At 66.3% G+C, this 23,740-nt stretch carries 23 protein-coding genes, 1 tRNA gene, 1 rRNA gene and 1 riboswitch; of the genes, 10 read left to right on the top strand and 15 right to left on the bottom strand.

The window, feature by feature from the left end; genetic code table 11:
- Positions 1–10: 10 nt before the first annotated feature.
- From MRBLWH12_RS08715 to idi, 8 genes are read right to left on the bottom strand one after another with little or no spacing between them, the layout of a single operon-like run.
- On the bottom strand, positions 11–2,194 hold the full coding sequence (locus MRBLWH12_RS08715; RefSeq protein WP_363548249.1) for an MMPL family transporter: 2,184 nt from the start codon (positions 2,192–2,194) through the stop codon (positions 11–13).
- Positions 2,195–2,228: 34 nt separating this feature from the next.
- Positions 2,229–3,107, bottom strand: a complete 879-nt coding sequence (locus tag MRBLWH12_RS08710) for a prenyltransferase (RefSeq protein WP_363548247.1) — start codon at positions 3,105–3,107, stop codon at positions 2,229–2,231.
- Between the two features lie 14 nt (positions 3,108–3,121).
- Entirely contained in the window at positions 3,122–3,448 is a 327-nt protein-coding gene (locus MRBLWH12_RS08705; RefSeq protein ID WP_363548245.1) for a lycopene cyclase domain-containing protein, read from the bottom strand.
- The gene (locus tag MRBLWH12_RS08700; RefSeq protein ID WP_363548243.1) at positions 3,445–3,804 is read right to left on the bottom strand and encodes a lycopene cyclase domain-containing protein; all 360 of its coding nucleotides are present in this window, start codon (positions 3,802–3,804) and stop codon (positions 3,445–3,447) included. Before MRBLWH12_RS08700 ends, MRBLWH12_RS08705 begins: the two co-directional genes overlap by 4 nt.
- The gene (gene crtI / locus MRBLWH12_RS08695) at positions 3,795–5,414 is read right to left on the bottom strand and encodes a phytoene desaturase family protein (protein ID WP_363548241.1); all 1,620 of its coding nucleotides are present in this window, start codon (positions 5,412–5,414) and stop codon (positions 3,795–3,797) included. The genes MRBLWH12_RS08700 and crtI overlap by 10 nt, the downstream gene beginning before the upstream one ends.
- The gene (locus MRBLWH12_RS08690; protein WP_363548239.1) at positions 5,411–6,334 is read right to left on the bottom strand and encodes a phytoene/squalene synthase family protein; all 924 of its coding nucleotides are present in this window, start codon (positions 6,332–6,334) and stop codon (positions 5,411–5,413) included. The genes crtI and MRBLWH12_RS08690 overlap by 4 nt, the downstream gene beginning before the upstream one ends.
- Positions 6,331–7,419, bottom strand: coding sequence for a polyprenyl synthetase family protein (locus MRBLWH12_RS08685; protein WP_363548237.1), 1,089 nt, complete (start codon positions 7,417–7,419; stop codon positions 6,331–6,333). The genes MRBLWH12_RS08690 and MRBLWH12_RS08685 overlap by 4 nt, the downstream gene beginning before the upstream one ends.
- Entirely contained in the window at positions 7,416–7,937 is a 522-nt protein-coding gene (gene idi / locus MRBLWH12_RS08680) for an isopentenyl-diphosphate Delta-isomerase (protein WP_363548235.1), read from the bottom strand. Before idi ends, MRBLWH12_RS08685 begins: the two co-directional genes overlap by 4 nt.
- Before the next feature lie 82 nt (positions 7,938–8,019).
- Between idi and MRBLWH12_RS08675 the strand changes: the two genes are divergently transcribed.
- Positions 8,020–8,658, top strand: a complete 639-nt coding sequence (locus tag MRBLWH12_RS08675) for a MarR family winged helix-turn-helix transcriptional regulator (protein ID WP_363548233.1) — start codon at positions 8,020–8,022, stop codon at positions 8,656–8,658.
- An 81-nt stretch (positions 8,659–8,739) separates the two neighbouring features.
- Here MRBLWH12_RS08675 and MRBLWH12_RS08670 read toward each other — a convergent pair whose 3' ends face one another.
- The 3 genes from MRBLWH12_RS08670 to MRBLWH12_RS08660 all read right to left on the bottom strand — a co-directional run bounded on the left by MRBLWH12_RS08670 (position 8,740) and on the right by MRBLWH12_RS08660 (position 10,444).
- Positions 8,740–9,084, bottom strand: a complete 345-nt coding sequence (locus MRBLWH12_RS08670; RefSeq protein ID WP_341973961.1) for a histone-like nucleoid-structuring protein Lsr2 — start codon at positions 9,082–9,084, stop codon at positions 8,740–8,742.
- A 41-nt stretch (positions 9,085–9,125) separates the two neighbouring features.
- Positions 9,126–9,452 carry a DMT family transporter gene (locus tag MRBLWH12_RS08665; protein ID WP_341973962.1) on the bottom strand — a complete coding sequence of 109 codons (327 nt, stop codon included), beginning with the start codon at positions 9,450–9,452 and terminating at the stop codon, positions 9,126–9,128.
- A gap of 9 nt (positions 9,453–9,461) precedes the next feature.
- A riboswitch (guanidine-III (ykkC-III) riboswitch) is annotated at positions 9,462–9,528 on the bottom strand.
- 61 nt (positions 9,529–9,589) lie between these two features.
- Complete coding sequence (locus MRBLWH12_RS08660; RefSeq protein ID WP_341973963.1) at positions 9,590–10,444, bottom strand: LuxR C-terminal-related transcriptional regulator; 855 nt, start codon at positions 10,442–10,444, stop codon at positions 9,590–9,592.
- Positions 10,445–10,554: 110 nt separating this feature from the next.
- Between MRBLWH12_RS08660 and MRBLWH12_RS08655 the strand changes: the two genes are divergently transcribed.
- Together MRBLWH12_RS08655 and MRBLWH12_RS08650 are read left to right on the top strand one after the other, a co-directional pair.
- Positions 10,555–10,902 (top strand): DUF485 domain-containing protein, encoded by a 348-nt coding sequence (locus tag MRBLWH12_RS08655; RefSeq protein WP_363548230.1) that lies wholly within the window; start codon positions 10,555–10,557, stop codon positions 10,900–10,902.
- Positions 10,899–12,533, top strand: coding sequence for a solute symporter family protein (locus tag MRBLWH12_RS08650; protein ID WP_363548228.1), 1,635 nt, complete (start codon positions 10,899–10,901; stop codon positions 12,531–12,533). The genes MRBLWH12_RS08655 and MRBLWH12_RS08650 overlap by 4 nt, the downstream gene beginning before the upstream one ends.
- Before the next feature lie 72 nt (positions 12,534–12,605).
- Here MRBLWH12_RS08650 and MRBLWH12_RS08645 read toward each other — a convergent pair whose 3' ends face one another.
- Positions 12,606–13,133, bottom strand: coding sequence for a methylated-DNA--[protein]-cysteine S-methyltransferase (locus tag MRBLWH12_RS08645; protein WP_363548225.1), 528 nt, complete (start codon positions 13,131–13,133; stop codon positions 12,606–12,608).
- 231 nt (positions 13,134–13,364) lie between these two features.
- Between MRBLWH12_RS08645 and MRBLWH12_RS08640 the strand changes: the two genes are divergently transcribed.
- Together MRBLWH12_RS08640 and MRBLWH12_RS08635 are read left to right on the top strand one after the other, a co-directional pair.
- Positions 13,365–17,030, top strand: coding sequence for an AAA family ATPase (locus MRBLWH12_RS08640; RefSeq protein ID WP_363548222.1), 3,666 nt, complete (start codon positions 13,365–13,367; stop codon positions 17,028–17,030).
- Complete coding sequence (locus MRBLWH12_RS08635) at positions 17,023–17,220, top strand: hypothetical protein (protein WP_363548220.1); 198 nt, start codon at positions 17,023–17,025, stop codon at positions 17,218–17,220. Before MRBLWH12_RS08640 ends, MRBLWH12_RS08635 begins: the two co-directional genes overlap by 8 nt.
- Positions 17,221–17,286: 66 nt before the next feature.
- Here the strand turns inward: MRBLWH12_RS08635 and mscL are convergent, their stop codons facing one another.
- The 3 genes from mscL to MRBLWH12_RS08620 are packed head-to-tail and all read right to left on the bottom strand — an operon-like array spanning position 17,287 to position 18,606.
- Positions 17,287–17,697 (bottom strand): large conductance mechanosensitive channel protein MscL, encoded by a 411-nt coding sequence (mscL, locus tag MRBLWH12_RS08630; protein WP_363551331.1) that lies wholly within the window; start codon positions 17,695–17,697, stop codon positions 17,287–17,289.
- A gap of 25 nt (positions 17,698–17,722) precedes the next feature.
- Positions 17,723–17,995: an FmdB family zinc ribbon protein gene (locus tag MRBLWH12_RS08625; RefSeq protein WP_341973969.1), complete on the bottom strand. Its 273-nt coding sequence runs from the start codon at positions 17,993–17,995 to the stop codon at positions 17,723–17,725.
- 14 nt (positions 17,996–18,009) lie between these two features.
- Entirely contained in the window at positions 18,010–18,606 is a 597-nt protein-coding gene (locus MRBLWH12_RS08620; protein ID WP_363548217.1) for a 5-formyltetrahydrofolate cyclo-ligase, read from the bottom strand.
- Between the two features lie 39 nt (positions 18,607–18,645).
- On the opposite strand from MRBLWH12_RS08620, the gene galU reads away from it, so the two are divergent.
- The 5 genes from galU to MRBLWH12_RS08595 all read left to right on the top strand — a co-directional run bounded on the left by galU (position 18,646) and on the right by MRBLWH12_RS08595 (position 23,658).
- On the top strand, positions 18,646–19,533 hold the full coding sequence (galU, locus tag MRBLWH12_RS08615) for a UTP--glucose-1-phosphate uridylyltransferase GalU (RefSeq protein ID WP_341973971.1): 888 nt from the start codon (positions 18,646–18,648) through the stop codon (positions 19,531–19,533).
- Positions 19,534–19,573: 40 nt separating this feature from the next.
- A complete protein-coding gene (locus MRBLWH12_RS08610; RefSeq protein WP_407359273.1) occupies positions 19,574–20,185 on the top strand; it encodes a GNAT family N-acetyltransferase in 612 nt (203 codons plus the stop codon).
- Between the two features lie 113 nt (positions 20,186–20,298).
- On the top strand, positions 20,299–21,144 hold the full coding sequence (locus MRBLWH12_RS08605; protein WP_363548215.1) for a hypothetical protein: 846 nt from the start codon (positions 20,299–20,301) through the stop codon (positions 21,142–21,144).
- A gap of 49 nt (positions 21,145–21,193) precedes the next feature.
- Positions 21,194–21,266, top strand: a tRNA-Ala gene (locus MRBLWH12_RS08600).
- Between the two features lie 869 nt (positions 21,267–22,135).
- A 16S ribosomal RNA gene (locus MRBLWH12_RS08595) occupies positions 22,136–23,658 on the top strand.
- Positions 23,659–23,740: the final 82 nt, after the last annotated feature.

Raw genomic sequence — 23,740 nt, 5'->3', positions numbered from 1 at the left:
CAGAATCATTCTAAAAGATCCCGCGACCGAGTTTTGACGGCCACCAGATGGCCCTCCCGATGTCATAGGCGAGTGCCGGCACCAGGAGAGACCGGACGATGAAGGTGTCCAGCAGCACACCGAACGCGACGATGAACGCGAGCTGCACCAGGAACAGGATCGGTATCACCGACAGGGCGGCGAACGTCGCGGCGAGCACCAGTCCTGCCGAAGTGATCACCCCGCCGGTGATCGCGAGCCCGCGCAGCACGCCTTCCCTCGTGCCATGGCGACGGGATTCCTCACGCACGCGTGTCATCAGGAAGATGTTGTAGTCGATCCCCAGCGCGACGAGGAAGACGAATCCGAAGAGGGGGACGGCCGGGTCAGCTCCGGGGAAGTCGAACACCCCGTTGAAGACGAGCGCCGACACGCCCATCGCCGTACCGAAAGAGAGCACCGTCGTGACGATGAGCAGCACCGGGGCGAGGATCGACCGCAGCAGCGCCATCAGGATCAGCAGAATGACGACGAGGATGACGGGAATGATGAGATTCCGATCGTGTATCGACGCGTCGTCGGTGTCGACCGCGGTGGCGGTCACCCCGCCGACGAGAGCATCGAGGCCCTCGAGTTCTGCGCGCATCTCGCGCACCGTGGCCGCCGCGGCATCGGAGTCCGCGGCGTCTGCCAGCGTCGCCTGAAGCAGCACCCGGCCGTCGACCACGGTCGGATCCGGCGTCGGGCTCCCTGGCGGGCCGAACGCGGTGATCCCCTCGTCCGTGACCGCCGCCGAACCGCTCGGCGCATCGGACGCGGTCACGGAGACCGCATCGACCCCGTCGAGCGCGAGGAGGATCTCGGCCGCATCCTGCAGGTCGGCCTCATCGGCGACCACGTACGCGGGACTTCCCGAGCCACCGGGGAAGTGCTCCCCGAGCGCCACCTGACCGTCTCGGGCCTCCGATGAGCCGAGCACGAGGTCCGATTGCGGCACACCGGAGGCATTGAGCTGCGTCACTCCGAGCGCCCCGACCAGGAGCACGAGCGTCGTCACGACCCAGATCGTTCGCGGACGGCGGCTGATCGCAGTGGCCAGTCGAGCCCAGAGGCCCGTGGACGGCATCCCACCCTCGGCAGCAACGACGTCAGGCTCGAAGGACGGCCGACGCGGCCAGAAGGCTGCGCGTCCGAAGAACAGCAGCAGCGAGGGCAGCAGCGTCAGTGCGGACAGCATCGCGAAGACGATCCCGATCGCGGCGACGGGGCCGAGGGTGCTGTTGGATTTGAGGTCGCTGAGCAGCAGGCACAGCAGACCGGCGATCACCGTTCCGCCCGACGCGACGATCGGCTCGAACGAGCCCTTCCAGGCCGCGGCGACCGCGGCACCCTTGTCGGACGTGCTGCGGAGTTCCTCACGGAAGCGCGAGACGAACAGCAGCGAGTAGTCGGTGGCTGCGCCGATCACCAGGATGAACAGGATGCCCTGTGTCTGTCCGCTGAGCAGCAGCACCTCCGCCTTCGCCAGCCACCAGACGACCAGCAGCGCCACGCAGAGCGCGAACAGGCTCGTGGAGAGCACGACGACGGGCAGGAGCAGAGAGCGGTAGACGAGCACGAGGATCAGAAGCACGGCGAGGAGGGCGACCCCGAGGAGCAGGCCGTCGATCCCCGCGAAGCCGGCGACGAGATCCGCCGTGAAGCCGGCGGGGCCGGTGATGAAGACGTCGACTCCTGCCGGTGCGGATTCGCGTAGCGTCGTCCCGAGCACGGCGACGACATCACCGACGTCCGACCCCGAAGAGATCGGTACGAAGGCCTGCACCGCTTCGCCGTCCTCAGAGGGGAGCGCGGGAGAGACATCGTCGCCGACACCTTCGAGGCCGTCGACCGTGGCGAGAAGATCCGTGATGGCTTCGAGCTGGCTCGCGCTGAGAGCCGTCTCGCCGGTGAACACCACGATCGCGGGTATCGCATCCGAATCCGTGAAGTCGCCCAGCAGCTCCTGCACCTGGGTGGCGTCGGCGGACTCGGGCAGGTAGGTGGTCCGATCGTTGGAGGAGACCTCATCGATCTTTCCGAAGAGCGGACCGCCGAACGACGCGCCGGCGAGCCACGCGAGGATCAGCACCGCCGGAACGAGCACACGCAGCCAGGAACGGCTGCGGACCCGCTCTCGACGGGTGATCGGCGGGGCGGATTCGGGGGACGTCATCTCGGTCCTTTCGGGAGCGGGTGAAGGGATCGGGTCACGAGGAGACCCAGGCGAGGATCAGCAGCATCGTCGCGAGGAAGCCGACCACATAGTTGAGTGCGATGAACCGTCGCCACGCGACATTCGTAGCGGCGGAGGTATCGTCGGTGACGTTCCACCAGCCTGCGGTGTTCAGCAGGTACGGCAGCGCCAGTGCTGCGGCGAGCGGTCCCGGCCAGGTCGTTGTCAGCATCAGGATGCCGGCGAGCAGCCACAGGGCAAGTGCCAGGCGAACGGTGGCGCGGGCGCCGATCACGGTGGCGACGGAGCGGATCCCCGCTTCGCGATCGGGGCCGATGTCCTGCACGGCGCCGAAGGCGTGAGCGGCCATGCCCCAGAGGAAGAACGCGAGAAGCGTGGTCACCATGGCCACGGTCGGCTTCGCTTCGGCGAGCGCGAGTCCGAAAACGGCCGGGCTGACGAAGTGGATGCTCGAGGTCACCGAGTCCAGGAAGGGGCGCTCCTTGAAGCGCAGCCGCGGCGCGGAGTAGGCGATGACCGCGAAGATGCTGACCGCGAGCCATGCGGTGGACGCGAGATTCCCGACAGCGACGAGGAAGACCAGAAACGGAAGGTTCGACAGCGCGGCGGCCCAGAGGGTCGTGCGGTGCAGCCGCGGCGCGAGAAGAGCCCCTTCGATGCCGCCCTTGCGCGGGTTCGCCACATCGGATGCGTAGTCGAATACGTCGTTGATTCCGTACATGGCGAGGTTGTACGGCACGAGGAAGTAGAGGAAACCGATGACGAGGGTCGCGTCCAGTTCGCGGGTGGTCAGGAGATACGCCGCACCGAAAGGGAACGCGGTGTTGATCCAGCTCACCGGTCGTGAGGACAGCACGATCTGGGCGATGGTCCGACCGCTCCCGGTCTTCATCGGTTCTTCGCGATTCATCGTTCCCGCCCCGATCTCCGTGATCTCCGCCCGAGGAGCACGACCCAGATGCTCGGAAGCAGCAGGACGGCAGCCAGCGGATAGGCGAAGTCCTCGATCGGGGCGAGACCGACATGCAGTCCGAGTAGCCGTGTCGGCGCGTAGTGGAACAGTTCGGCGGCGATCATCGCACTGTCGAAGACGGCGGTGAGCAGAACGAGCCCTGCAGCGCTGATGACGAGGGCGGCCATCGACGGTCCCCGCGTGCGCGCCAGGAGCGGCAGCGCGGCGCTGGCCGTCGCGGCGACGGCCAGGAAGCAGAGGGCGAGAGTCGAGTAGCTCACCGGGTGTCCCCGCGGCCGAGCGTCGTCTTCCGCGTCGCTGTCCGTCGACGGGCGAGCACCTTCACGAATCCGGTGTAGAGCACCATGGCGCACAGGACGAGGAAGAACAGGAACACCGGTTCCTCGAGAGGAAGGTGCGGAGCGAGGAGGACGCCGCTGGCGATGGCACCCTCGCCCCGGAAGAAGATGCCGAGACTGATTCCTGCGACGTCCCAGGCGAGGAAGAAGGCGACGCCGATCGCAGAGACGATGCCGGCGGCCACCGGATCGCGCCAGAAGAAGAGACGGAATCGCCAGTCGAGCAGGAGCAGGCAGCCGGAAGCCCCTACGAGGAAGGCGAGGTAGATCAGGCCCATGGCTGCGCCTCGCTTCGTTCCCCGACCGGCACCGGCTCGGGAAGAGGGCCGCCGCTGTGATCCCCGCGCACGCGTTTGAGGACGAGTTCGGCGCTGATCAAGCACATCGGAACCCCGACGCCCGGCGCCGTCGTGGCGCCGGCGTAGAACAGGCCGCTCACCCGCTTGGACGCATTCTGCGCTCGGAACATGGCGCTCTGGCGCAAGGTATGCGCGGGGCCGAGCATCCCGCCGCGCCAGGAGTGGTGGTCGCGCGCGAAGTCGGCGGGCCCCTTGGTCTGGCGGACGACGATGCGCTCTCGGAGGTCGGGGATGTCCGCCCAGCGGGCGACCTGATCGATGGCGGCGTCGGCGATCGCCTCGACCGCCCGATCACCGGCGCCCTCGGCCCCGCCGCCGCCGAGGGAGACATCCGGCGGGACGGGGACGAGCACGAAGAGGTTCTCGTGGTCCGCCGGTGCGACCGTGGCATCCGTCGCACTCGGTCGACAGACGTAGATGGACGCAGGAGACGGCACGTGCGGCGATCTGCCGAAGATGGCGTCGAAATTGGCGGTCCAGTCGCGGGTGAAGAACAGTGAGTGATGCGGCAGCTGAGGCAGCCCGCCACGCACACCCAGTATCACGAGGACGGCGCCGGGACCACTGGTCCGCCGGCGCCACCAGCGTTCCGGATAGGTGCGCTGGGGTGCGGTCAGCAACCGGGTCTCGGTGTGATGAAGATCCGCGCAGGAGACGACGATGTCGGCCGATTCCACATGCTCGTCGCCATGCGCATCCTGCCAGTGCACCCCGGTCGCGCGATGGCGTCTGCGGTGGCGACCCACCGGTTCGGTGTCGATGAGCTGCACTTCGGCCTGGGTCCGCACTGTCGCCCCCGCTTCGATGGCGAGCGATTCCAGTCGCTGGATCACCGTCCAGAATCCGCCCTGGGGGTACTGCACGCCATCATCGAGATCGAGCGCGCTCATCAGGTGGTACATGGCGGGGGCCTGGCCGGGATGGGTTCCGAGGAAGACCGCCGGGTATCCGAGGATCTGCCTGAGCACAGGATGGGAGAACCGTCGCGCCGCCCAGGTATCCAGGCGCGTCAGGAGGAGTCGCGCGAGCTCAGGTACTGCGCGGAGGATCTCCGCTGTGGCGAGGGAGGACGCCCGGGTGAACGGATTGTAGAGAAAATGCTTCTCGGCCATCTCGCTCGTGTGGCGGGCAGAGGAGAGATACCTGCGCAGTGACACGCCGGCGCCCGCCTCCATGTCCTCGAACAGGCGCGAGACCGCCTCGGCGCCGCGCGGGATCGTCACCGCGCCGGCGCTCGCCGCGTCGTCGGACGGCTCGCTGAAGACCCGATAGCCGGGATCCAGCATGGTCATGTCGAGTTCGCGCTCGGTACGCGTTCCCATCATGGCGAAGAAGTGGTCGAAGACGCGGGGCATCAGGTACCAGGACGGGCCTGTGTCGAATCGGAATCCGTCACGCTCGATCGACCCGGCCCGCCCGCCCACCTGGGCACTCTTCTCGAGCACCACGACCTCGTGTCCGTCGCGGGCGAGGAGACCCGCGGTGGCGAGTCCGGCGACGCCGGCTCCGATCACGACGACACGGCTCATCGACGGGGCTCCGTCCAGGTGCGAAGAACAGCCGCTGCGACCAGAAGGCCCTTCTGCGCGGCAGGCACACGGATGCGGCGGTGGTACAGCTCAGCGGCCGGCGTGCGTTCGATGCGATCGGTGAGGGCGGCGAACAACGCGAGCGCACTGCGCACCCCGGCGCGCGCATCCCGAGGCAGTAGGGGGATGGCGAGGCGCGCTCGATCGAGCTGCTCTCGGATGGTGGCCACCCACGTGTCGCGATCCTCGTCGGTGAGGCGACGGACGCCGGTGAGGTAACCGCGGCGGAGTCGCTCCGTGTCATCGGCGAGATCGCGGAGGAAATTGATGTTCTGGAACGCGGCGCCGAGCTGGCGTGCACCGGAGCGCAACGTCTCGAGCGCAGCGGCATCGCGAACCTCCTCGCGCAGGAAGACTCGCAGGCACATCAGGCCGATGACCTCGGCAGATCCGTAGACGTATCGCTGATGGGCGGAGGCGTCGTAGGCCGCGAAGGTCGAGCCGACGTCTGCTGAGGGCAGGTCGCTCTGCATCGAGTCGAAGAACGGACCGGTGAGATCCTCGTCGATTCCTGCATCGCGCGCGGTACGAGCGAACGCGTGCAGCACGAGGTCGCTGCTGTAGCCGTCGCGGATGGCGCGGTGGGTCTCTGCCCGGTAATCGCGCAGAGCGGCTTCGAGTGCCGGGGGAGTCAGCCCCGCCTCAGCGGCGACGCCGTCGACGATCTCGTCCGCGATCCGCACCATCGCGTAGATGTTGCGGACGTGACGTCGGTGCCGGGAACCGAGGAGCCTGGTGGCGAGTCCGAACGAGGTCGAGTACGTGTGAATCACGTCTCGTGCCGCGGTCTCCGCGGCATGGGTGAAGCGCTCCAGAGCATCACCGGTCGTGTCGGCTCCGGGAGAGTCATCATGTCTCATCGGCGTCGGTCCTTGATGCTCGCTGCGACGCGCCGGATCGCCTCGCGCGCAGGTCCGGGGATCTCCGCGCGCCCTGCAGCGTTCTCCAGAACGGAGTGCGCGGCGGCGAGCTGATCCTCGATGAGGCCGCGAGTGAAGGCCTCGGCGCCGCACTCGATCAGATGCTCACGAATGCGAGCGGCATCCCCTGGTGGCAGCTGCGGATGCCCGAACCCGTGCTCGATGCGCGACCACGCCCCCGTCTCCCTCGCGAAGGCGATGATCGCGGTCTCCTTGCCGGCGCGAAGATCGGCATACGGGTCCTTGCCGTGGTCGGCTTGGTCTCCGAACATCGAGAGATGGTCGTCCTGGAGCTGGTAGGCGAGGCCGAGGTGGCGACCGATCGTGACCATGCTCATCTCTACCGATGGATCTGTTTCGGCCAGGATGGCGGCCGCGCGGAGCGGGAGAGCGAACGAGTATGTCGCCGTCTTATAGGCGGTCATCGAGAGGATCGTCGTCAGATCCGGCGTGATCACGCCGTCGCTCAAACCGACATCTGTGTGCTCTCCCGCGACCGTTTCGACGATGGCGTGCTCGAGAAGATCGAGAAGCCTCCGACGCGTGCTCTCGGCGACCTTCGCGCGCGCGAATCCCAGGATCGCGGACGACAGCAGCAGGTCACCCATCAATATGGCGCCGCTGCGCGCCCAATGCAGGACGACGTCCTCCGCGGAGGCGGTCTCTGTGTGGAAGCCGGCCAGAGTGCCGATCAGATTGGGCCGGTGCCGCCGGGTCAGGTCGCCGTCGATCACGTCGTCGTGCAGAAGGAACGCGTAATGCAGGAGCTCGACGTTCGCGGCGATCTCGATCGCGACATCGTTCTGCCGGGGGGACTCGGCGGGGCTCAGCGCTCCGTGCACGTCGAGGAGCAGCCGCGGACGGATCAGCTTGCCGCCGAGGACGTGGTCCGCGGCGAGGCGCCAGAGCAACGCGAACTGTTCTCCGTACTCCTCGGCTGCGCTGCTGCGTTCCGCGAAACGTCGCCGCAGTGCATCCTCGACCGCGGAGTGCTGGTTCTGCGTCTTCGTGGCCGTCGCGCTCATGTCTGGTCCGTGCCCGACAATTGGGGCAACTGCTCCCTGAGCCAGGGAGTGAAGGCGAATGGTGCGCGCACGAGGGCCTCGGCCAGATCCTCTGCCTGCACCCATGCCCATTCGGCGACCTCGTCCGGGTTCGGCGAGAGCTCGCCGTCGATGACCGCCACGTGTACGGGACAGATCTCGTTCTCGACGATGCCGCTCGCATCGACCGCACGGTAGCGGTAGTCGGGGAGGACCAGCCGGATCGATGACAGGCCGATACCGAGCTCGTCCTGGGCGCGCCGCCGGACAGCGTCCAGCATCTCCTCGCCGGGGCGAGGGTGTCCGCAGAAGCTGTTGGTCCATACTCCCGGCCAGGTGCGCTTGCCCAGCGCTCGCCGGGTCACCAGCAGCCGTCCGTCTGCGTCCTTGACGTGGCACGAGAAGGCGAGGTGCAGCGGCGTCTCGGCGGAATGGACCTCGCTCTTCGGAAGGATGCCGACAGCGGAGCCATCGTCGGCAAGGAGGACCACATCATCCATCGCTATCCTCTCCTTCGGAATATTTAGCTAGCTTAGCAAGTAGTCACCTTAGCATGTAGCAATTCATGTGTAGCATGATGCCATGGAGAACGAGTCCGGCGCCATCCCCGATGCCGAGTCGCCGGCGCCCCGCGGCTCATCGGCCGGAGAGCGGGACACCGTCGACGGGCTGAGCCACTCGAGCATCTACGACGTGGACGCCAGCGATCCTCGCAGCACCCTGATCGACAGGACCGGCGTTTCGCCGGAGGCGCTGCGGCAGATCGCGGCGCTCATGGGTGCTCTCGGCGAGCTGCGCGAAGCGGAGCAGCGATTGTCACGTGTGTCGAGGCGGTACATGCAGCTCAACGAGACGGACATGCGCGCGCTGCACTATCTGATCGTGTGTTCGAATCGCGCGGTCATCGCGACGCCAGGAGGTATCGCCCAGCACCTCGCCATCTCGACGGCTTCGACGACGAAGCTGCTCGACCGGCTGGAGAAGGGAGGGCACATCGCGCGGGCTCCGCATCCGACGGACAGGAGGGCGCTCGCCATCACGATCACGCCCGAGACCCGCCTCGCCGCGATGGAGACGGTCGGTCGTCAGCAGGCCAAGCGGTTCTATGCGGCGGCCCGGCTCACGGGGGAGGAGCGGGACGTGGTCATCCGGTTCCTCAGAGATATGACGGACGAGATCACGATCCGTGACGAGCCCTGGGCTCAGGACGTCACACCATAGGGCGACGAACACCGGTTGTGTTCAGCACCTCGGCGGGCGACGGAGGTGCTCAACGCGCGGATGCCTCCATGTGCGCGCGTCTCAGTGTGCGGCGTTGTACGCCTCGACGATGGGCGCCGGAATACGACCGCGCTCGGAGAGCGTGTGACCGTTCGCCTTCGCCCACGCCCGAATGGCGCTGACCTCAGGATTGCGTCCGGCGCGCTTTCGCGGACTCGAGGACCTGGCAGAGCTGGAACCCCCGGCCCGACGACCCGCCGAGATGTACGGCTCCAAGGCGCTGCGCAATTCCTCACTGTGCGTCGCATTCAAGTCGATCTCGTAAGAGGCGCCATTGAGTGAGAAATGCACAGTCTCGCCCTCGCCGACCTCCAGGACCGTTCCGTCGATATCGTCGACCAGCTGGTGCACAATTCTTCTTGCCATGGAATTGACCATACCCGGCAGTCGGAATTACGACAAGAAACCTATTCGTGGCCGGGGTCGATCAGCTTCAGTCCGACGATGCACCCGACGAGTCCGAGCAAAAGCAGGATTCGCATCCAGGAGATTTCGGTGTCGCCGGTGATCATCGCCCAGATCACGGTGAGAGATGCGCCGATTCCGACCCAGACGGCGTATGCGGTTCCGGTGGCGATCTCGCGCATTGCGAAGGCGAGTCCGAACATCGATGCGGCGAGGCCGACGAAGAAGATGACGCTCGGCCAGAGTTTCGTCAGGCCTTCGGATTTGCCGAGGGCGGTCGCCCAGACGGCTTCGATGACACCGGATGCAATAAGAATGATCCACGACATGGTGATCCTCCGGACCAGTCTTGTCGCTTTCCGGGTACTGGCCTGCCTCGTCCGGGATCGGGAGGACCGATCTGCTTCCACCATAGCGAACGCGCCTGATCAGGGACTGTGCAGTCGGCCCGACCCGTGAGAGGTGATCAGGGCAGAAGTCCCGCTCGCCGGGCTTTGGCGACGGCGGCGTGCCTCGTCGAGGCGTCGAGTTTCGACATCGCCGTTCCCAGATACGCCTTCACCGTGCCCTCACGGAGACCGAGCTGGCCGGCGATCTCCGCGTTCGTGGCGCCGAGCGCCGCGCACGCGAGCACGTCGGTCTCACGGGGGGAGAGCCGCACCGTCGGCAGCGGACCCGTGCGCGGGGTCGGGCTGTCACCGGCCAGGGTCACCAACCGGTTCTGCACGTCTGCGATCCGCGCGCGCAGCGAGGAGTCATCCACGGCGGCCGCGATGCTGCGCAGCTCGGCGAAGCTCTCACGGAGCTCTTCCCGTTGGGAGGGAGCGACCAGCTGCGCGCCGGTGGTGAGACGAAGGCGCCGATCCACCTCATCGCGGATGCGCAGCTCGTCGGCGACGGACTGGGCGACCTGCATGGCCGGTGCGGTCGTCACCCCGCCGGGGGGAGCCTGCTCCCAGGTGCCCGCGTAGAGCACTCCACGAGGACGACCCGCGACGATGATCGGAACAGCCAGCAGCGTGCTCAGCCCCTCGCCGAGGACGAAGACGTCATAGTCATGGGTGATCTGCTGCGAGGAGCGGTAGTCGCTCGTCATCCGTGGGCGCAGCTCCATCATCGCCCGACCGCCGAGGCCGCGTTCCGGCCTCACACGCAATCCGTCCAGGCTATGGGTGCGGTTTCCGACGATGCTCGTGATGCTCACCACGCCCTCGTCGATGAGGCCGCCGAAGGTCACGGGAAAGCGCGTGCGCCGGGAGAGTTCCCGCACCGCACGGTCGACGAGGTCGGTCTCTGATTCCCCAGCGCTGGTCGTGCTCACGGCTACCTACTTTCGGGGGTGACGGCATTGCCCCCCGTTTCGTAGCGTCGACCCTACCACTCGTGCGGAACTGTGCCGTACGAGCTCCGAACATGTGGCAAGGAGGCCCCATGAGCGACCGAAGCATCGCCGAATCGGCAGGCGAGATCGATTACATCGCCGTCGAAGAATCATCGAGATTCAAGTCCCTCAAACGCACGCAGCGTTCATTCATCTTTCCGCTGGCCGCATTCTTCCTGATCTGGTATTTCGCATATGTCCTTCTGGCGGCATTCGCGCCGGAATTCATGGGGCAGCGAGTGTGGGGCGATATCACCATCGGGTTGCTGCTCGGTCTGGGGCAGTTCGTGACGACCTTCGCCATCACGATGGGATATGTGGCTTTCGCGAACAGGAAGCTCGATCCCCTGGCGCAGGAGATCCGTGAAGACCTCGAGAAGGCGCAGGCCGGAGCATGAACATCATCCACACCGCCACGACCGTCGTCGCCGAGAGCAACCCCGTTCTGAACATCTCGATCTTCCTCGCGTTCGTCGCCGTGACGCTGTTCATCGTCATTCGCGCCAGCCGTAACAACAAGACGGCGGCCGACTACTACGCGGCGGGCCGTTCATTCACCGGCCCGCAGAACGGCTTCGCGATCGCGGGCGACTATCTGTCTGCCGCATCCTTCCTCGGGATCTGCGGCGCGATCGCGATCAACGGCTACGACGGGTTCCTCTACTCGATCGGCTTCCTCGTCGCCTGGCTCGTCGCGCTGCTGCTCGTCGCCGAGCTGATGCGCAACACCGGCAAGTTCACGATGGCCGACGTGCTGTCGTTCCGACTCAAGCAGCGCCCGGTACGCGTGGCGGCCGCGATCACCACTCTCGCCGTGTGCTTCTTCTACCTGCTGGCTCAGATGGCGGGCGCAGGAGGGCTGGTCTCGCTTCTCCTCGGAATCGACGGTCGCGTGGGGCAGTCCATCGTGATCGCCGTCGTGGGCGTCCTGATGATCGTCTACGTGCTCATCGGCGGCATGAAGGGCACGACCTGGGTGCAGATCGTGAAGGCCTTCCTGCTCATCGGCGGCGCGATCGTGATGACGATCTGGGTCCTGGCCATCAACGGGTTCAGCCTGAACACGCTCCTCGAGGCCGCTGTCGCGAATTCCGACAAGGGCGATGCGATCCTCGCGCCCGGGTTGCAGTACGGTGCGAACCCCTGGGACTTCCTTTCGCTCGGCATGGCGCTCGTGCTTGGAACGGCGGGGCTCCCGCATGTGCTGATGCGCTTCTATACGGTGCCGACGGCGAAGGAAGCGCGTCGGTCGGTGGTCTGGGCGATCTGGCTGATCGGCGGGTTCTACCTGCTCACCCTCGTGCTCGGGTACGGCGCTGGAGCACTTGTCGGCGCAGAGGTCATCGCGAATGCGCCGGGCGGGGTGAACTCGGCCGCTCCGTTGCTGGCACTGCACCTGGGTGGTCCGCTGCTGCTCGGATTCATCTCGGCCGTCGCGTTCGCCACGATCCTGGCGGTCGTCGCGGGACTGACGATCACGGCCGCGGCGTCGTTCGCGCACGACATCTATGCGAACGTCATCCAGAAGGGCAGGAAGGATGCCGCAGGCAACCCCGTCGAGGCAGACCCGAACGGAGAAGTGAAGGTCGCCCGCCGCACGGTCATCGTGATCGGCATTCTCGCGATCCTCGGCGGTATCGGCGCGCAGGGGCAGAACATCGCGTTCCTCGTGGCGCTGGCATTCGCGGTGGCGGCATCGTCGAACCTGCCGACCATCCTGTACTCGCTGTTCTGGCGGCGCTTCACGACCCGCGGTGCGGTGTGGAGCATGTACGGCGGCCTGGGCTCGGCGATTCTGCTGATCGTCCTCTCGCCGGTGTTCTCCGGGACGCCCACCTCGATGATCCCCGGGGTCGACTTCGCGATCTGGCCGTTGAACAATCCGGGCATCGTGTCGATCCCGCTCGGGTTCTTCCTGGGCTGGCTGGGGACGGTCACCAGCACGGTGAAGGAGTCTCCACAGCTCGCTGCCGAGATGGAGGTGCGCTCGCTCACCGGCTTCGGCGCGGAGAAGGCGGTGGATCGCTGACCCGCGCCGCGGCTTGAGAACGAGCACGCGGACTCCGGCGGCCTACCCGCCGGGGTCCGCGTCGTCTCGGGATCAGCGTCTGGGGGTGGTGGCCGCCTCCAGATCGAGGAGGTACTTCTTGCGCTCCGGGTGCGCGCCGTAGTGTCCGGGGGTGCCGTCGGAGCGCACGACCCGGTGCACCGGCACGATGATCGAGAACGGGGTGAGCCGGCATGCGGTACCGACGGCGCGGGCGGCGCCGGGATGGCCCGCCACGATCGCCACCTCGCCGTAGCTCATGGTCTCGCCCCACGGAATCTCGGAGATGACCCGCAGCGCGGCCAGCGGGAATCCCTCAACGAGCCGCCAATCCAGGCGGAGATGCTCGTCGAAGCGGACGGGCACTCCCTCGAAGTAGTCGTCGAGCAGATGCGCGAGCTCATCGGCGGCACCGGGGTCTGCCTGTGGCACCGCGTGCAACTGGCGGGAGACGTCCTCCAGCAGCCACGGCACCGATGGGTCCTCCGACTCGGAGAGATCGAAGCGCACGATCCCCTCGTCCGAGAACACCGCAAGGGCATCACCGAACGGGGTCGGTGCGAAGTCGTAGCGGAATGTCATGCCCCCATACTGACCGCCTGCACCGACTCCTCGGAGCGGCGAAGGCGGGAACCGGGGACAACCTCGCTTCGGGCGTTGTCGTGCAGGAAGAGTGCGGAGAGGCTGTTCAGCGGCATGAATCCGGGAGAAACCCGCCAGGGATACAGCTTCACCCTGGCTTGCGCGCCTAGGGTGTGTGGTGTGTGGCGACGTGAAGAAAAGTCTGCGGATGGTGCAGCGACGGAGGCCGCGGTGACTCTCGGCGAGCTGCACGGGTCGCCGACAGGCGTCGGTGTCGCGCACGCAGCCGAGGCCGAGCGTACCCGCCTGCGCGCGGAGGCCGCTGATCTGGGCGGCCCTTCTCCACTGGTCACCTACCGCGACAGCCCGGAGTCCGGGATCGACATCTCCAAGGCGCACCCCGGAAGCCTGCCGCAATTCATCACGGGCAAGTCGACTCTGCTGTCGAACCTCTTCCGGGATGAGGTCGGTCTGCGCACGGCGCGCCTCGCGGCAGAGCGGATCACGGCCAAGAACACCGAGCTGCGCACCGTGCGCGGGATCGAGGCCGTGCACCTCGCGGTCGGCGTGGCGCGGTGGCGCATCGGCGGCGCGGATTTCGCCGCACCGGTGCTGCTGCGACCGCTGGCGATCCGCCGTCATCATTCCGACTTCGAGCTCAAGCTGCAAGGAGCCTTCGAGGTCAACCCCGAGCTCATCCGGATCGCCCGCGAGCACTTCGGGATCACGATCGATGCCGCATCTCTTGCGGCGCTCGCCTACGACGGCGGAATCTTCAAGCCGCAGCCGGTGATCGACAGCCTGCGTGGGACCACGCGCTCGATCGACACCTTCTCCGTGCAGCCGCGTCTGGTCGTCTCGACGTTCGCCGACGTGGGCGGCGCGATGGCGCGAGACAGCGGGAGCCTGGATTCCACCGTTCTCAATGCCCTCGCCGGCCACGTCGACGACCGCGAACAGGTGTCGGCGCCCCGCGCCGAACCGCACTACACCGGGCCGGATGACCGCGCTCCGGCATCCGACAATCTGCTGCTCGATGCCGATGCCGAGCAGGAGGCGGTGCTGTCGCGGATCGCGGCCGGCCACTCGCTGACCGTGGCGACGCTGCCGGGCACCGGCGGCACGCAGACCGTGATCAACGCACTCGGTGAACTCGTGCGCGGGGGCAAGCGAGTGCTCGTGGTCTCCGCGCGGCGCTCGACGCTCGACGGCGTGCGGCACCGCCTGGCCGGCATCGGGCTGGACAGCCTGGCGGTCTCGCCGGCGAGCGTTCGCCGTGATCTGGTCCGGGCGATCGTCCGGAACGAGAAGGCCACCGCCCCGAAGGTCGGCGAGGTCGATGATGCGCTGGTGCGCCTGCGCACGGTGCTCCGCGACTATCGGAGCGCTCTCACGGCTCCCGTGCCGGGTCTGAACGCCTCGGTCCTGGAGGCGACCAGGCAGCTCACCAGGCTCGCCTCGTTGCCGACCCCGCCGTCCACGACCGCTCGGCTGGGAACGCAGGCGCTGCAGCGTCTCGCCGGTGATCGGAGCGCCGCAGCCGGGATGCTCGCCCAGGCCGCACGCCTCGGGGAGTTCCGGTTCGGGCCCGACGATTCCCCCTGGTACGGGGTGTCGTTCGCCAGCACGGAGGCGGCGCGTGCGGCACACGATCTGGCCGCACGTCTGCACTCGGACAGCGTTCCCGCCCTCCTCGAGCGCGGCTACGAGCTCATCGCGCAGACGCGCATGCGCCCTTTCGCCACCGTTGACGAACTGGGGGAGTACCTGCGGTTGCTGCAGGGAATCCGGGATTCGCTCGACCGGTTCAGCCCGACGGTGTTCGAACGTCCACTCGGCGAACTCATCCAGGCTCATGGCTCGCGCCGGGATGCCCCTGGCATGTCCGGAGCGAACCGGCGCAGGCTGCGCCGTCTCGCCAAGGAGTATGTCCGCCCGGGCGTGCACATCACCGAGATGCACGAGGCGCTGCTGCGCATCCAGACCCAGCGCACGCAGTGGCAGCGCTGTGTCGACGCGGGCGTCGCGCCGGAGGTGCCGCTGGGCCTCGCCGATGTGTACGTGGCCTGGCAGCGTGTCGAGGCGGAACTCGCTGAGCTGGACGCGGCGCTCGGACGGCGGGAGCCGCTCGCCTCGCTGCCGGTCGCTCGCCTGGTACGGACGCTCGCGGGGCTCGCCGCCAAGTCGGATGTCTTCGACAACCTCGTCGAGCGCTCGGAGCTGCGCGAACAGCTGGCCCTGCTCGGTCTGGAGCCGTTGCTCGCCGAACTCTCGATCCGTCACGTCTCCGAGACGCGGGTCGGGGATGAGCTGGAGTTCGCGTGGTGGCAGTCGCTCCTCGAGCGGGCGCTGCAGGACAATCGAGCTCTTCTCGGCGCCAACACGGCCGTGGTCGATCGACTCGAGCGCGACTACCGCCTCGTCGATGAAGCCCATGCGGCGATGTCGGGTCCGCTGCTCGCCTGGCAGCTGGCGAGCCAGTGGAAGATCGCGATCGTCGACGAGCCGCAGGAGTCCCAGCATCTTCGTCGGGCGCTCACGCAGCCCGACGCCAGCACCGCGCAGATCGTCGCGTCGGCGCCGACGCTGGTGGACGTGCTCGCTCCCGTCTGGATCTCTTCGCCGTATCTCCTGCCGGAGATCCCGGACTCCGTCGAATTCGATACGGTCCTGCTCGTGGATGCCGCCGCGATCAACCTCGCCGAGGCTGCTCCGGCGATCCGGCGTGCACGCCAGGTCGTCGCTTTCGGCGATCCGGTGACCCAGCGGCCGTCCCGGTTCGACGTCGCGGTCGATCCGGGGGAGGACTGGGAGCACGAAGTCCCCTTCGACGAGGTCTCGGTGTTCGAGCGGCTCTCCGAGTTGCTGCCGGTGATGACGCTCACGCGCAGCTATCGCGCCGGCGGCGAAGATCTCGCCGAGCTCATCAACGACGCCTTCTACGGCGGCGAGATCGTCTCGCTCCCGTGGGCGGGCTCTTATCTCGGGCGAGGCAGCCTGACCGTCGACTACGTGGAGCGCGGCGTCGGAGCACCCGATCCGATCTCAGGCGCGGTGGAGAGCCCGGATGCCGAGGTCGCGCGTGTCGTCACGCTCGTCGTCGAGCACGCCGTGCACCGGCCTGCCGAATCGCTGATGGTGGTCACGGCCAGCATCCGCCATGCCGAGCGGGTGCGTGCCGCTGTCACCTCCGCGTTCGCCGGTCGTTCGGATGTCGCCGAGTTCGTCTCCCGCGACACCGCTGAACCGTTCGCGGTGCTCACGCTGGAGGAGTCCGTCGCAGAGAGCCGCGATCGAGTGATCTTCTCGCTCGGCTACGGTCTGACGAAGCACGGCCGAGTGCTCAGCGACTTCGGGGATCTGTCCACTCCAGACGGCGAGCGACTCCTCACCGTCGGGATGACACGCGCGCGCCGCTCCATGGTGCTGGTGTCGTCGATCCGCCCCTCGTCGTTCGACGATGGACGCCTCGAGCACGGCGCCGCGACGCTGATGTCGATCCTCGGCGGCCTGGCCACGCGCGGGCGGGAGGCGCGCCTGGAGGATCTCGCCGATCCCCTCACGCTCGCACTCGCGCGGGAACTGCGCCGCCTGGGCGCCTCGGTCGATGTGGACTACCGCGGTCTGCTTCCCCTGGTCGCCCAGCACAAGGGCAAGGCCGTGGTGATCGAGTCCGATCCGGAATCGCGCGGCGAATCCCTGCGCGAGACGCTGCGGCTGCGCCCGCAGGTTCTGCGTCGACTCGGCTGGCATTACGTCCGGGTGCACGCCTTCGACCTGTACAGCGATCCGGCCACGGCGGCGACGCGGATCGCCGGGATCCTCGGCATCTCGGCCCAGGCGCAGCGTGCCGACACGGACACGCAGCCGATCGATCTCGATCCGCGCGATGGGTGAGGAGTCCCGTCAGCGGATCGTGCGGGTGCCTGGTTCGCGACGTGCTCGCCTCACACCGGCGCCGGGGACGGACCCCGCCCCGGATGTCGCGACCGATTCGACCGCAAAGGATGCGGCGGCATCCGCGTCCCGTGCGGCAAAGGGCCCGAACGACGATCGCCTGATCCAGGACATCCCCCCGCACTACTGAGCGGGGAACGGAAAGGCCCCCGACTCCCGAAGGAGCCGAGGGCCTCGAGGCCAGATTCCGTACGCGTCAGCTCGACGCGGTGTTCTTGCGCAGCGCGTCGCGGATCTCGATGAGCAGCTCCTGCTCGGTCGGCAGGGTCTCCTCCTCGACGGCGGGGTTCTTCGCGGCCTGACGCTCCTTGTACTTGTTCATCGGGATGACGAAGACGAAGTACACGACGAGTGCGACGGCGAGGAAGCTGATGATCGCCGTGATCAAGTCGCCGAGCGGAAAGGTGACTTTGTCGCCGTAGATGCTAGTGAGTTGCGGCCCGAAGTTGCCCGCAGCGTCGGCCTTGAAGAATAGCGAGACGAGCGGATTGATGATGCTGGCGACCACGGCGTTCACGATCGCGGTGAAAGCGCCGCCGATGACCACGGCGACGGCCAGGTCGATGACGTTGCCCTTGGTGATGAACTCTTTGAATCCCTGGAACACGGAAACCCCCATGAAGATCGTGACCTCAGGAAGAGGCCGGAGCCGATGCGGGCGCCGGTTTGGCGCTCGTCGACGATTCCGACTTCGATGATGCCGAAGCATCCTTCGATCCGCCGGTATTGCTGCGCGAGTCCGTGCGATAGAAGCCGGAGCCGTTGAAGGTCACTCCGATCGACCCGTACTGCTTGCGCAGCGCACCGCCGCACTCGGGGCAGATGGTCAGCGCGTTCTCCGCGAAGCTCTGCACGGCGTCGAACTTGTGTCCGCACGACGTGCAGGCATAGGCATAGGTGGGCATGGTGTCCTCGCGGTTCAGTGTCGCGACGGCGACAGGATCAGGGTCTGCGACGGGGTGACGACGCCGGTCACCGGCTGGTCGTGCACCTCCCGCGGCAGCGAGTCGAGTATCTCGGAATCATAGATGACGGCGTACACCGGTGGGCACTTCTCCATCGAGCCGATGGTCTTGTCGAAGTATCCGCGCCCCCAGCCGAGTCGCATGCCGCTGCGATCCACGGCCGCCGCGGGGATGATCATGAGGTCCACATCGTTCACGGCGATCGGGCCGAGAACCTCGCCGGCCGGCTCCGGCAGACCGAACATGCCCTCTGCGATCTCGCCGTCGTCCGTCGCGATCGCCCAGTCCAGCAGGCCGTCGGCCCGGGTCACCGGAAGCAGCACGCGGATGCCGCGTCGCACCGTTCGCGCGACGAACTCCCGGGTGCCCGGCTCGTTCGTCGTCGACAGGAAGCAGGAGATAGAGCGGGCATCGGCGTCGTCCACGAGCGCGTCGAGCCGTTCGCCGATCGCGGCTGCCGCGGCATCGCGCTGGGCGGCGGAGAGGAGCTGGCGTCGTTCGCGGAGTTCAGCACGCAGCGCGCGCTTGGCATTCTCGACGTCGTTCGACATGCCCCCGAGTCTACGCGGCGGTCCCGGTAGGCTGAGTGGATGCGAGTCCAGAAGATGAAGGCAGTCATTCCCGCGGCCGGCCTCGGAACACGATTCCTCCCGGCGACGAAGGCGATGCCGAAGGAGATGCTGCCCGTCGTCGACAAGCCGGCGATCCAGTACGTCGTCGAGGAAGCGGCGGATGCCGGCATCAACGACATCCTCATCATCATCGGGCGCAACAAGAACGCGATCTCGAACCACTTCGACGCGGTCCCCGAGCTCGAGGTGAAGCTCTTGGAGAAGGGCGACACCGGCAGGCTCGAGCGCGTGATGAAGTCGAGCGACCTCGCTGACATCCACTTCGTCCGTCAGGGCGAGCCCAAGGGCCTCGGCCACGCCGTGCTCCGTGCGCGCAGTCACGTCGGCGACAATCCCTTCGCGGTCCTCCTCGGCGACGACCTCATCGACGAGCGCGACCCGCTGCTCACCACGATGATCGAGGAGCATGAGCGCACCGGCGCTGCGGTCATCGCGCTGATGGAGGTCGACCCCGCCAACATCCAGATGTACGGCGCTGCAGCGGTCGAGCCGATCGAGGGCAGTGATGCGGTGCGCGTCACGGGGCTCGTCGAGAAGCCGGCTCCCGAGGACGCGCCTTCGAACCTCGCCATCATCGGCCGCTACGTGCTGCCTGCTTCGGTGTTCGACATCCTGGAGCGCACCGAGCCGGGCAAGGGCGGCGAGATCCAGCTCACCGACGCGCTGCAGGAGCTCGCGGCGGACCCGAACGGCCCCGGCGTCGTCGGCGTCATCTTCGGGGGGCGGCGCTACGACACGGGTGACCGAGTCGACTACATCAAGGCGATCGTGCAGCTCGCGTCCGACCGGGAAGACCTCGGGCCGGAGCTGCGGCCGTGGCTCAAGGAATTCGCGGAACGCCTCTAGGCGGCCCAACGGCGTCATGCTGATGGATCTGGCGGTGGGAATGCGGCACGGTCCGGTAGAGCTGCGTCTCGTGCGCACCCGTGACGCACGCGCGCTCCAGCATGAGCTGCTGAGCAACCGTTCCTGGCTGCAGCCTTGGGAGGCGACGATTCCCTACGGGTCCGTGTCCTTCGACATGCGACTCAGCATCCGTCGTCTGCTCCAGCAGTACCGGGACGGCGCCGGGTATCCCTTCGTGATGGAGTACGAAGGAGAGATCGCCGGGCAGTTGAACGTCTGGGGCATCGCCCGCGGTTCACTGGCGTCGGCGACGATCGGCTACTGGGTGAGCGAGAGGTTCGCGGGCAAGGGGATCACTCCGACCGCGGTCGCCCTGGCGACGGATGCGTGCTTCGTCGAGTACGGCCTGCACCGGATGGAGATCTGCATCCGCCCGGAGAACGTCGCCAGTCTGCGCATCGTCCAGAAGCTCGGCTTCCGTTACGAGGGTCTTCGTCGCCGCTTCATCCACATCGACGGTGACTGGCGCGATCACTATGCGTTCGCGCTGACTCGCGAGGACGTTCCGCAGGGAGTCCTCGCCCGATGGCTGAACGGGCAGGTGCCGGCCGACGCGGCGACCATCCCGCCCACCGATCGCCTGGCTCGCTGAGCGGGATCGACCGACGCGTTCGCTCACCCGCATCGGCACGAATACGGGTTCTGGCCGCGACACGCGCCGGGACTGACCAGGCAGGCGGGGTCCGGTCGCTTACCGTTGAGCGTATGGATGGGCCGGTGCTGAGCGGGGGAGTGATCGTGCTCGTCGCTGTGCTCCTCTGGATGCTGTACCTGCTGCCTTCGTGGCGTGGACGCTTTCAATACAACGCGGCGGAGCGCAACGCCGTACGCCTGAACCAGGCGCTGCGCGTGCTCGCCGAGACGAGCGAGACTCCCGGCGAGGTGCGGCTCGAACTCAACGCGCGCACGGCGCTCGCCCAGCAAAAGCTCGCCAAGCGCGTGCAGGCGGAGAAGGAATCAGCCGAGCTCGAGGAATTGCGCCGCGAACTCGCTGCGACGCGAGCCGATCCTGCGGTGCGACAGGCGCGAGCCAGACGGCGCGTTCGGGTGGCAGCGACCACCACGCTGCTCGTCGGAGCGTCACTGGTGGGGCTCGGCGTCTGGCAGGTCGTCGCAACCGGAGCGCAGATGCTGCTCTGGATCGGCGGTTGCACCGTGGTGCTGGCCGGCGTCGCACTCCAGCAGATGGCGGCGGTCGCGTCACGTGCAGCCCGTCGGTCGGTGCCCAGGCCCATCGCGGCCGCTCCCCGCGTCGCGCCGCCGTTGCACGACCAGGGACGGGCGAGCTGGACGCCGCGGCCCTTGCCGGAGCCGCTGGTATCGGTTGCAGGTTCTCGAGCTCAGGCAGCCCGCGCTGAGATGGATGCGCAGGACGAGCGTCGCAAGGCGGCGCGGCTGGCGGAACTCCGCGAGCGGGCGGAACGCATGGCGCGACCTGCACCGCCCCAGATCCCGGCGGCGACGTCTCCTTATGCGCGGATGGGCTTCGTAGATGACGCGGAGATCGAAACGCATGTCCGCGAGATGCTCGCTCGTCGGGCCGCAGGCTGAACGGATCTTCGGTCCGGTCGTGGCGTGATAACGTAGTTGACGATCACACGGGCCTATGGCGCAGTTGGTAGCGCGCCTCGTTCGCATCGAGGAGGTCAGGGGTTCGAATCCCCTTAGGTCCACACTGTGTTGAGACAGTGAAGAAGAGGCTCCGCTCCGGCGGGGCCTTTTCTGTGTCTTCGGGCACTGGTCATGGTGTGAGCGTCATGGACGACGGCACGAATCCGTAAGCGTCCGAGGCGCTGTTCGCACGTGCGCAGGATGCACTGCGTGAAGGCGGCCCCGGTGCTGCTGTCGACTTCCTCGAGAGCGCCGCCGCCGGGGGGAGTGCGGAGGCGATGCACCTGCGTACGCCCTGGGGGACGAGGAGGCCGCCGCACGGCTGAGAGATCCGCGAAGTCGGGGCGACACGCCCGGCGGTCCGTCCTGATTTGCCCAAACCCCGGGATCCGCGTAACTTATTACTTGTTCGCCCCACAGGGAAGCGGAGAGGCCGAGAGCCTTACCCCCCTCAAGCGGAGAACCACCTCCACCAAGATCCTCTCCTCGGAGCGGATCGGGACAGACTTCTGTCCAAGCTGGAGAATCCACCCCGGCGGTCGTCGAATTGACAAGCTCGCCGGAACGGATAAGCTAGTGAAGTTGCCTCGGCGCCTTGAGCGCCGGACAGCAGATCTGGTTCTAAGCCACTCGGCGCGTCGATTTGACAGGCCGAATGGCGAAGATAAGATAGAGAAGTTGCCCTTCGGGCCTGGTCGTGGTGGCTGGGTCGTGGGAGCATCCGATCCTTGAGAACTCAACAGCGTGCACTTGTCAAATGCCAAATTATCCTCGTCCAAGCCTTTTGGTTTGGTTGAGAATTCCTTTGGATCAAAGACCAATCCCCTTTGTTGGGGGTTGGCATTCGGATGAAGTCAGCAATGAATTTGTCTCTTTGGTCGGTATCAAACTCGCTGCGTCACCGTTTTCCCGGTGGGGTATGCAATTTCTTTTTATGGAGAGTTTGATCCTGGCTCAGGATGAACGCTGGCGGCGTGCTTAACACATGCAAGTCGAACGGTGAAGCCCAGCTTGCTGGGTGGATCAGTGGCGAACGGGTGAGTAACACGTGAGCAACCTGCCCCTGACTCTGGGATAAGCGCTGGAAACGGCGTCTAATACTGGATACGAGACGTGACCGCATGGTCAACGTTTGGAAAGATTTTTCGGTTGGGGATGGGCTCGCGGCCTATCAGCTTGTTGGTGAGGTAATGGCTCACCAAGGCGTCGACGGGTAGCCGGCCTGAGAGGGTGACCGGCCACACTGGGACTGAGACACGGCCCAGACTCCTACGGGAGGCAGCAGTGGGGAATATTGCACAATGGGCGGAAGCCTGATGCAGCAACGCCGCGTGAGGGATGACGGCCTTCGGGTTGTAAACCTCTTTTAGCAGGGAAGAAGCGAAAGTGACGGTACCTGCAGAAAAAGCGCCGGCTAACTACGTGCCAGCAGCCGCGGTAATACGTAGGGCGCAAGCGTTATCCGGAATTATTGGGCGTAAAGAGCTCGTAGGCGGTTTGTCGCGTCTGCTGTGAAATCTGGGGGCTCAACCCCCAGCCTGCAGTGGGTACGGGCAGACTAGAGTGCGGTAGGGGAGATTGGAATTCCTGGTGTAGCGGTGGAATGCGCAGATATCAGGAGGAACACCGATGGCGAAGGCAGATCTCTGGGCCGTAACTGACGCTGAGGAGCGAAAGGGTGGGGAGCAAACAGGCTTAGATACCCTGGTAGTCCACCCCGTAAACGTTGGGAACTAGTTGTGGGGTCCATTCCACGGATTCCGTGACGCAGCTAACGCATTAAGTTCCCCGCCTGGGGAGTACGGCCGCAAGGCTAAAACTCAAAGGAATTGACGGGGACCCGCACAAGCGGCGGAGCATGCGGATTAATTCGATGCAACGCGAAGAACCTTACCAAGGCTTGACATATACGAGAACGGGCCAGAAATGGTCAACTCTTTGGACACTCGTAAACAGGTGGTGCATGGTTGTCGTCAGCTCGTGTCGTGAGATGTTGGGTTAAGTCCCGCAACGAGCGCAACCCTCGTTCTATGTTGCCAGCACGTAATGGTGGGAACTCATGGGATACTGCCGGGGTCAACTCGGAGGAAGGTGGGGATGACGTCAAATCATCATGCCCCTTATGTCTTGGGCTTCACGCATGCTACAATGGCCGGTACAAAGGGCTGCAATACCGCGAGGTGGAGCGAATCCCAAAAAGCCGGTCCCAGTTCGGATTGAGGTCTGCAACTCGACCTCATGAAGTCGGAGTCGCTAGTAATCGCAGATCAGCAACGCTGCGGTGAATACGTTCCCGGGTCTTGTACACACCGCCCGTCAAGTCATGAAAGTCGGTAACACCTGAAGCCGGTGGCCTAACCCTTGTGGAGGGAGCCGTCGAAGGTGGGATCGGTAATTAGGACTAAGTCGTAACAAGGTAGCCGTACCGGAAGGTGCGGCTGGATCACCTCCTTTCTAAGGAGCAACTGGCAGCTTTGCTGTCCAGACCCCAGATCGAAGGCGTCTGTTCTTCGCTGGGAGCTCATGGGTGGAACAT

It is taken from the genome of Microbacterium sp. LWH12-1.2, assembly GCF_040675825.1.
Taxonomy (GTDB): Bacteria; Actinomycetota; Actinomycetes; order Actinomycetales; family Microbacteriaceae; genus Microbacterium.
The sequence above is the reverse complement of the archived record's forward strand: the minus strand, read 5'-3'. Positions and strand labels throughout refer to the sequence as shown.

Excerpts from the sequence above, each read along its gene's own strand:
- MRBLWH12_RS08635 (WP_363548220.1), top strand. The coding sequence starts at position 17,023 with ATGGGTGAGGAGTCCCGTCAGCGGATCGTGCGGGTGCCTGGTTCGCGA.
- MRBLWH12_RS08655 (WP_363548230.1), top strand. The coding sequence starts at position 10,555 with ATGAGCGACCGAAGCATCGCCGAATCGGCAGGCGAGATCGATTACATC.
- MRBLWH12_RS08710 (WP_363548247.1), bottom strand. The coding sequence starts at position 3,107 with ATGAAGACCGGGAGCGGTCGGACCATCGCCCAGATCGTGCTGTCCTCA.
- MRBLWH12_RS08625 (WP_341973969.1), bottom strand. The coding sequence starts at position 17,995 with ATGCCCACCTATGCCTATGCCTGCACGTCGTGCGGACACAAGTTCGAC.
- MRBLWH12_RS08645 (WP_363548225.1), bottom strand. The coding sequence starts at position 13,133 with ATGACATTCCGCTACGACTTCGCACCGACCCCGTTCGGTGATGCCCTT.
- galU (WP_341973971.1), top strand. The coding sequence starts at position 18,646 with ATGCGAGTCCAGAAGATGAAGGCAGTCATTCCCGCGGCCGGCCTCGGA.
- MRBLWH12_RS08610 (WP_407359273.1), top strand. The coding sequence starts at position 19,574 with ATGCGGCACGGTCCGGTAGAGCTGCGTCTCGTGCGCACCCGTGACGCA.
- MRBLWH12_RS08665 (WP_341973962.1), bottom strand. The coding sequence starts at position 9,452 with ATGTCGTGGATCATTCTTATTGCATCCGGTGTCATCGAAGCCGTCTGG.
- MRBLWH12_RS08685 (WP_363548237.1), bottom strand. The coding sequence starts at position 7,419 with ATGAGCGCGACGGCCACGAAGACGCAGAACCAGCACTCCGCGGTCGAG.
- MRBLWH12_RS08690 (WP_363548239.1), bottom strand. The coding sequence starts at position 6,334 with ATGAGACATGATGACTCTCCCGGAGCCGACACGACCGGTGATGCTCTG.
- idi (WP_363548235.1), bottom strand. The coding sequence starts at position 7,937 with ATGGATGATGTGGTCCTCCTTGCCGACGATGGCTCCGCTGTCGGCATC.
- MRBLWH12_RS08670 (WP_341973961.1), bottom strand. The coding sequence starts at position 9,084 with ATGGCAAGAAGAATTGTGCACCAGCTGGTCGACGATATCGACGGAACG.
- MRBLWH12_RS08605 (WP_363548215.1), top strand. The coding sequence starts at position 20,299 with ATGGATGGGCCGGTGCTGAGCGGGGGAGTGATCGTGCTCGTCGCTGTG.
- MRBLWH12_RS08620 (WP_363548217.1), bottom strand. The coding sequence starts at position 18,606 with ATGTCGAACGACGTCGAGAATGCCAAGCGCGCGCTGCGTGCTGAACTC.
- MRBLWH12_RS08650 (WP_363548228.1), top strand. The coding sequence starts at position 10,899 with ATGAACATCATCCACACCGCCACGACCGTCGTCGCCGAGAGCAACCCC.
- MRBLWH12_RS08715 (WP_363548249.1), bottom strand. The coding sequence starts at position 2,194 with ATGACGTCCCCCGAATCCGCCCCGCCGATCACCCGTCGAGAGCGGGTC.
- crtI (WP_363548241.1), bottom strand. The coding sequence starts at position 5,414 with ATGAGCCGTGTCGTCGTGATCGGAGCCGGCGTCGCCGGACTCGCCACC.
- MRBLWH12_RS08700 (WP_363548243.1), bottom strand. The coding sequence starts at position 3,804 with ATGGGCCTGATCTACCTCGCCTTCCTCGTAGGGGCTTCCGGCTGCCTG.
- MRBLWH12_RS08675 (WP_363548233.1), top strand. The coding sequence starts at position 8,020 with ATGGAGAACGAGTCCGGCGCCATCCCCGATGCCGAGTCGCCGGCGCCC.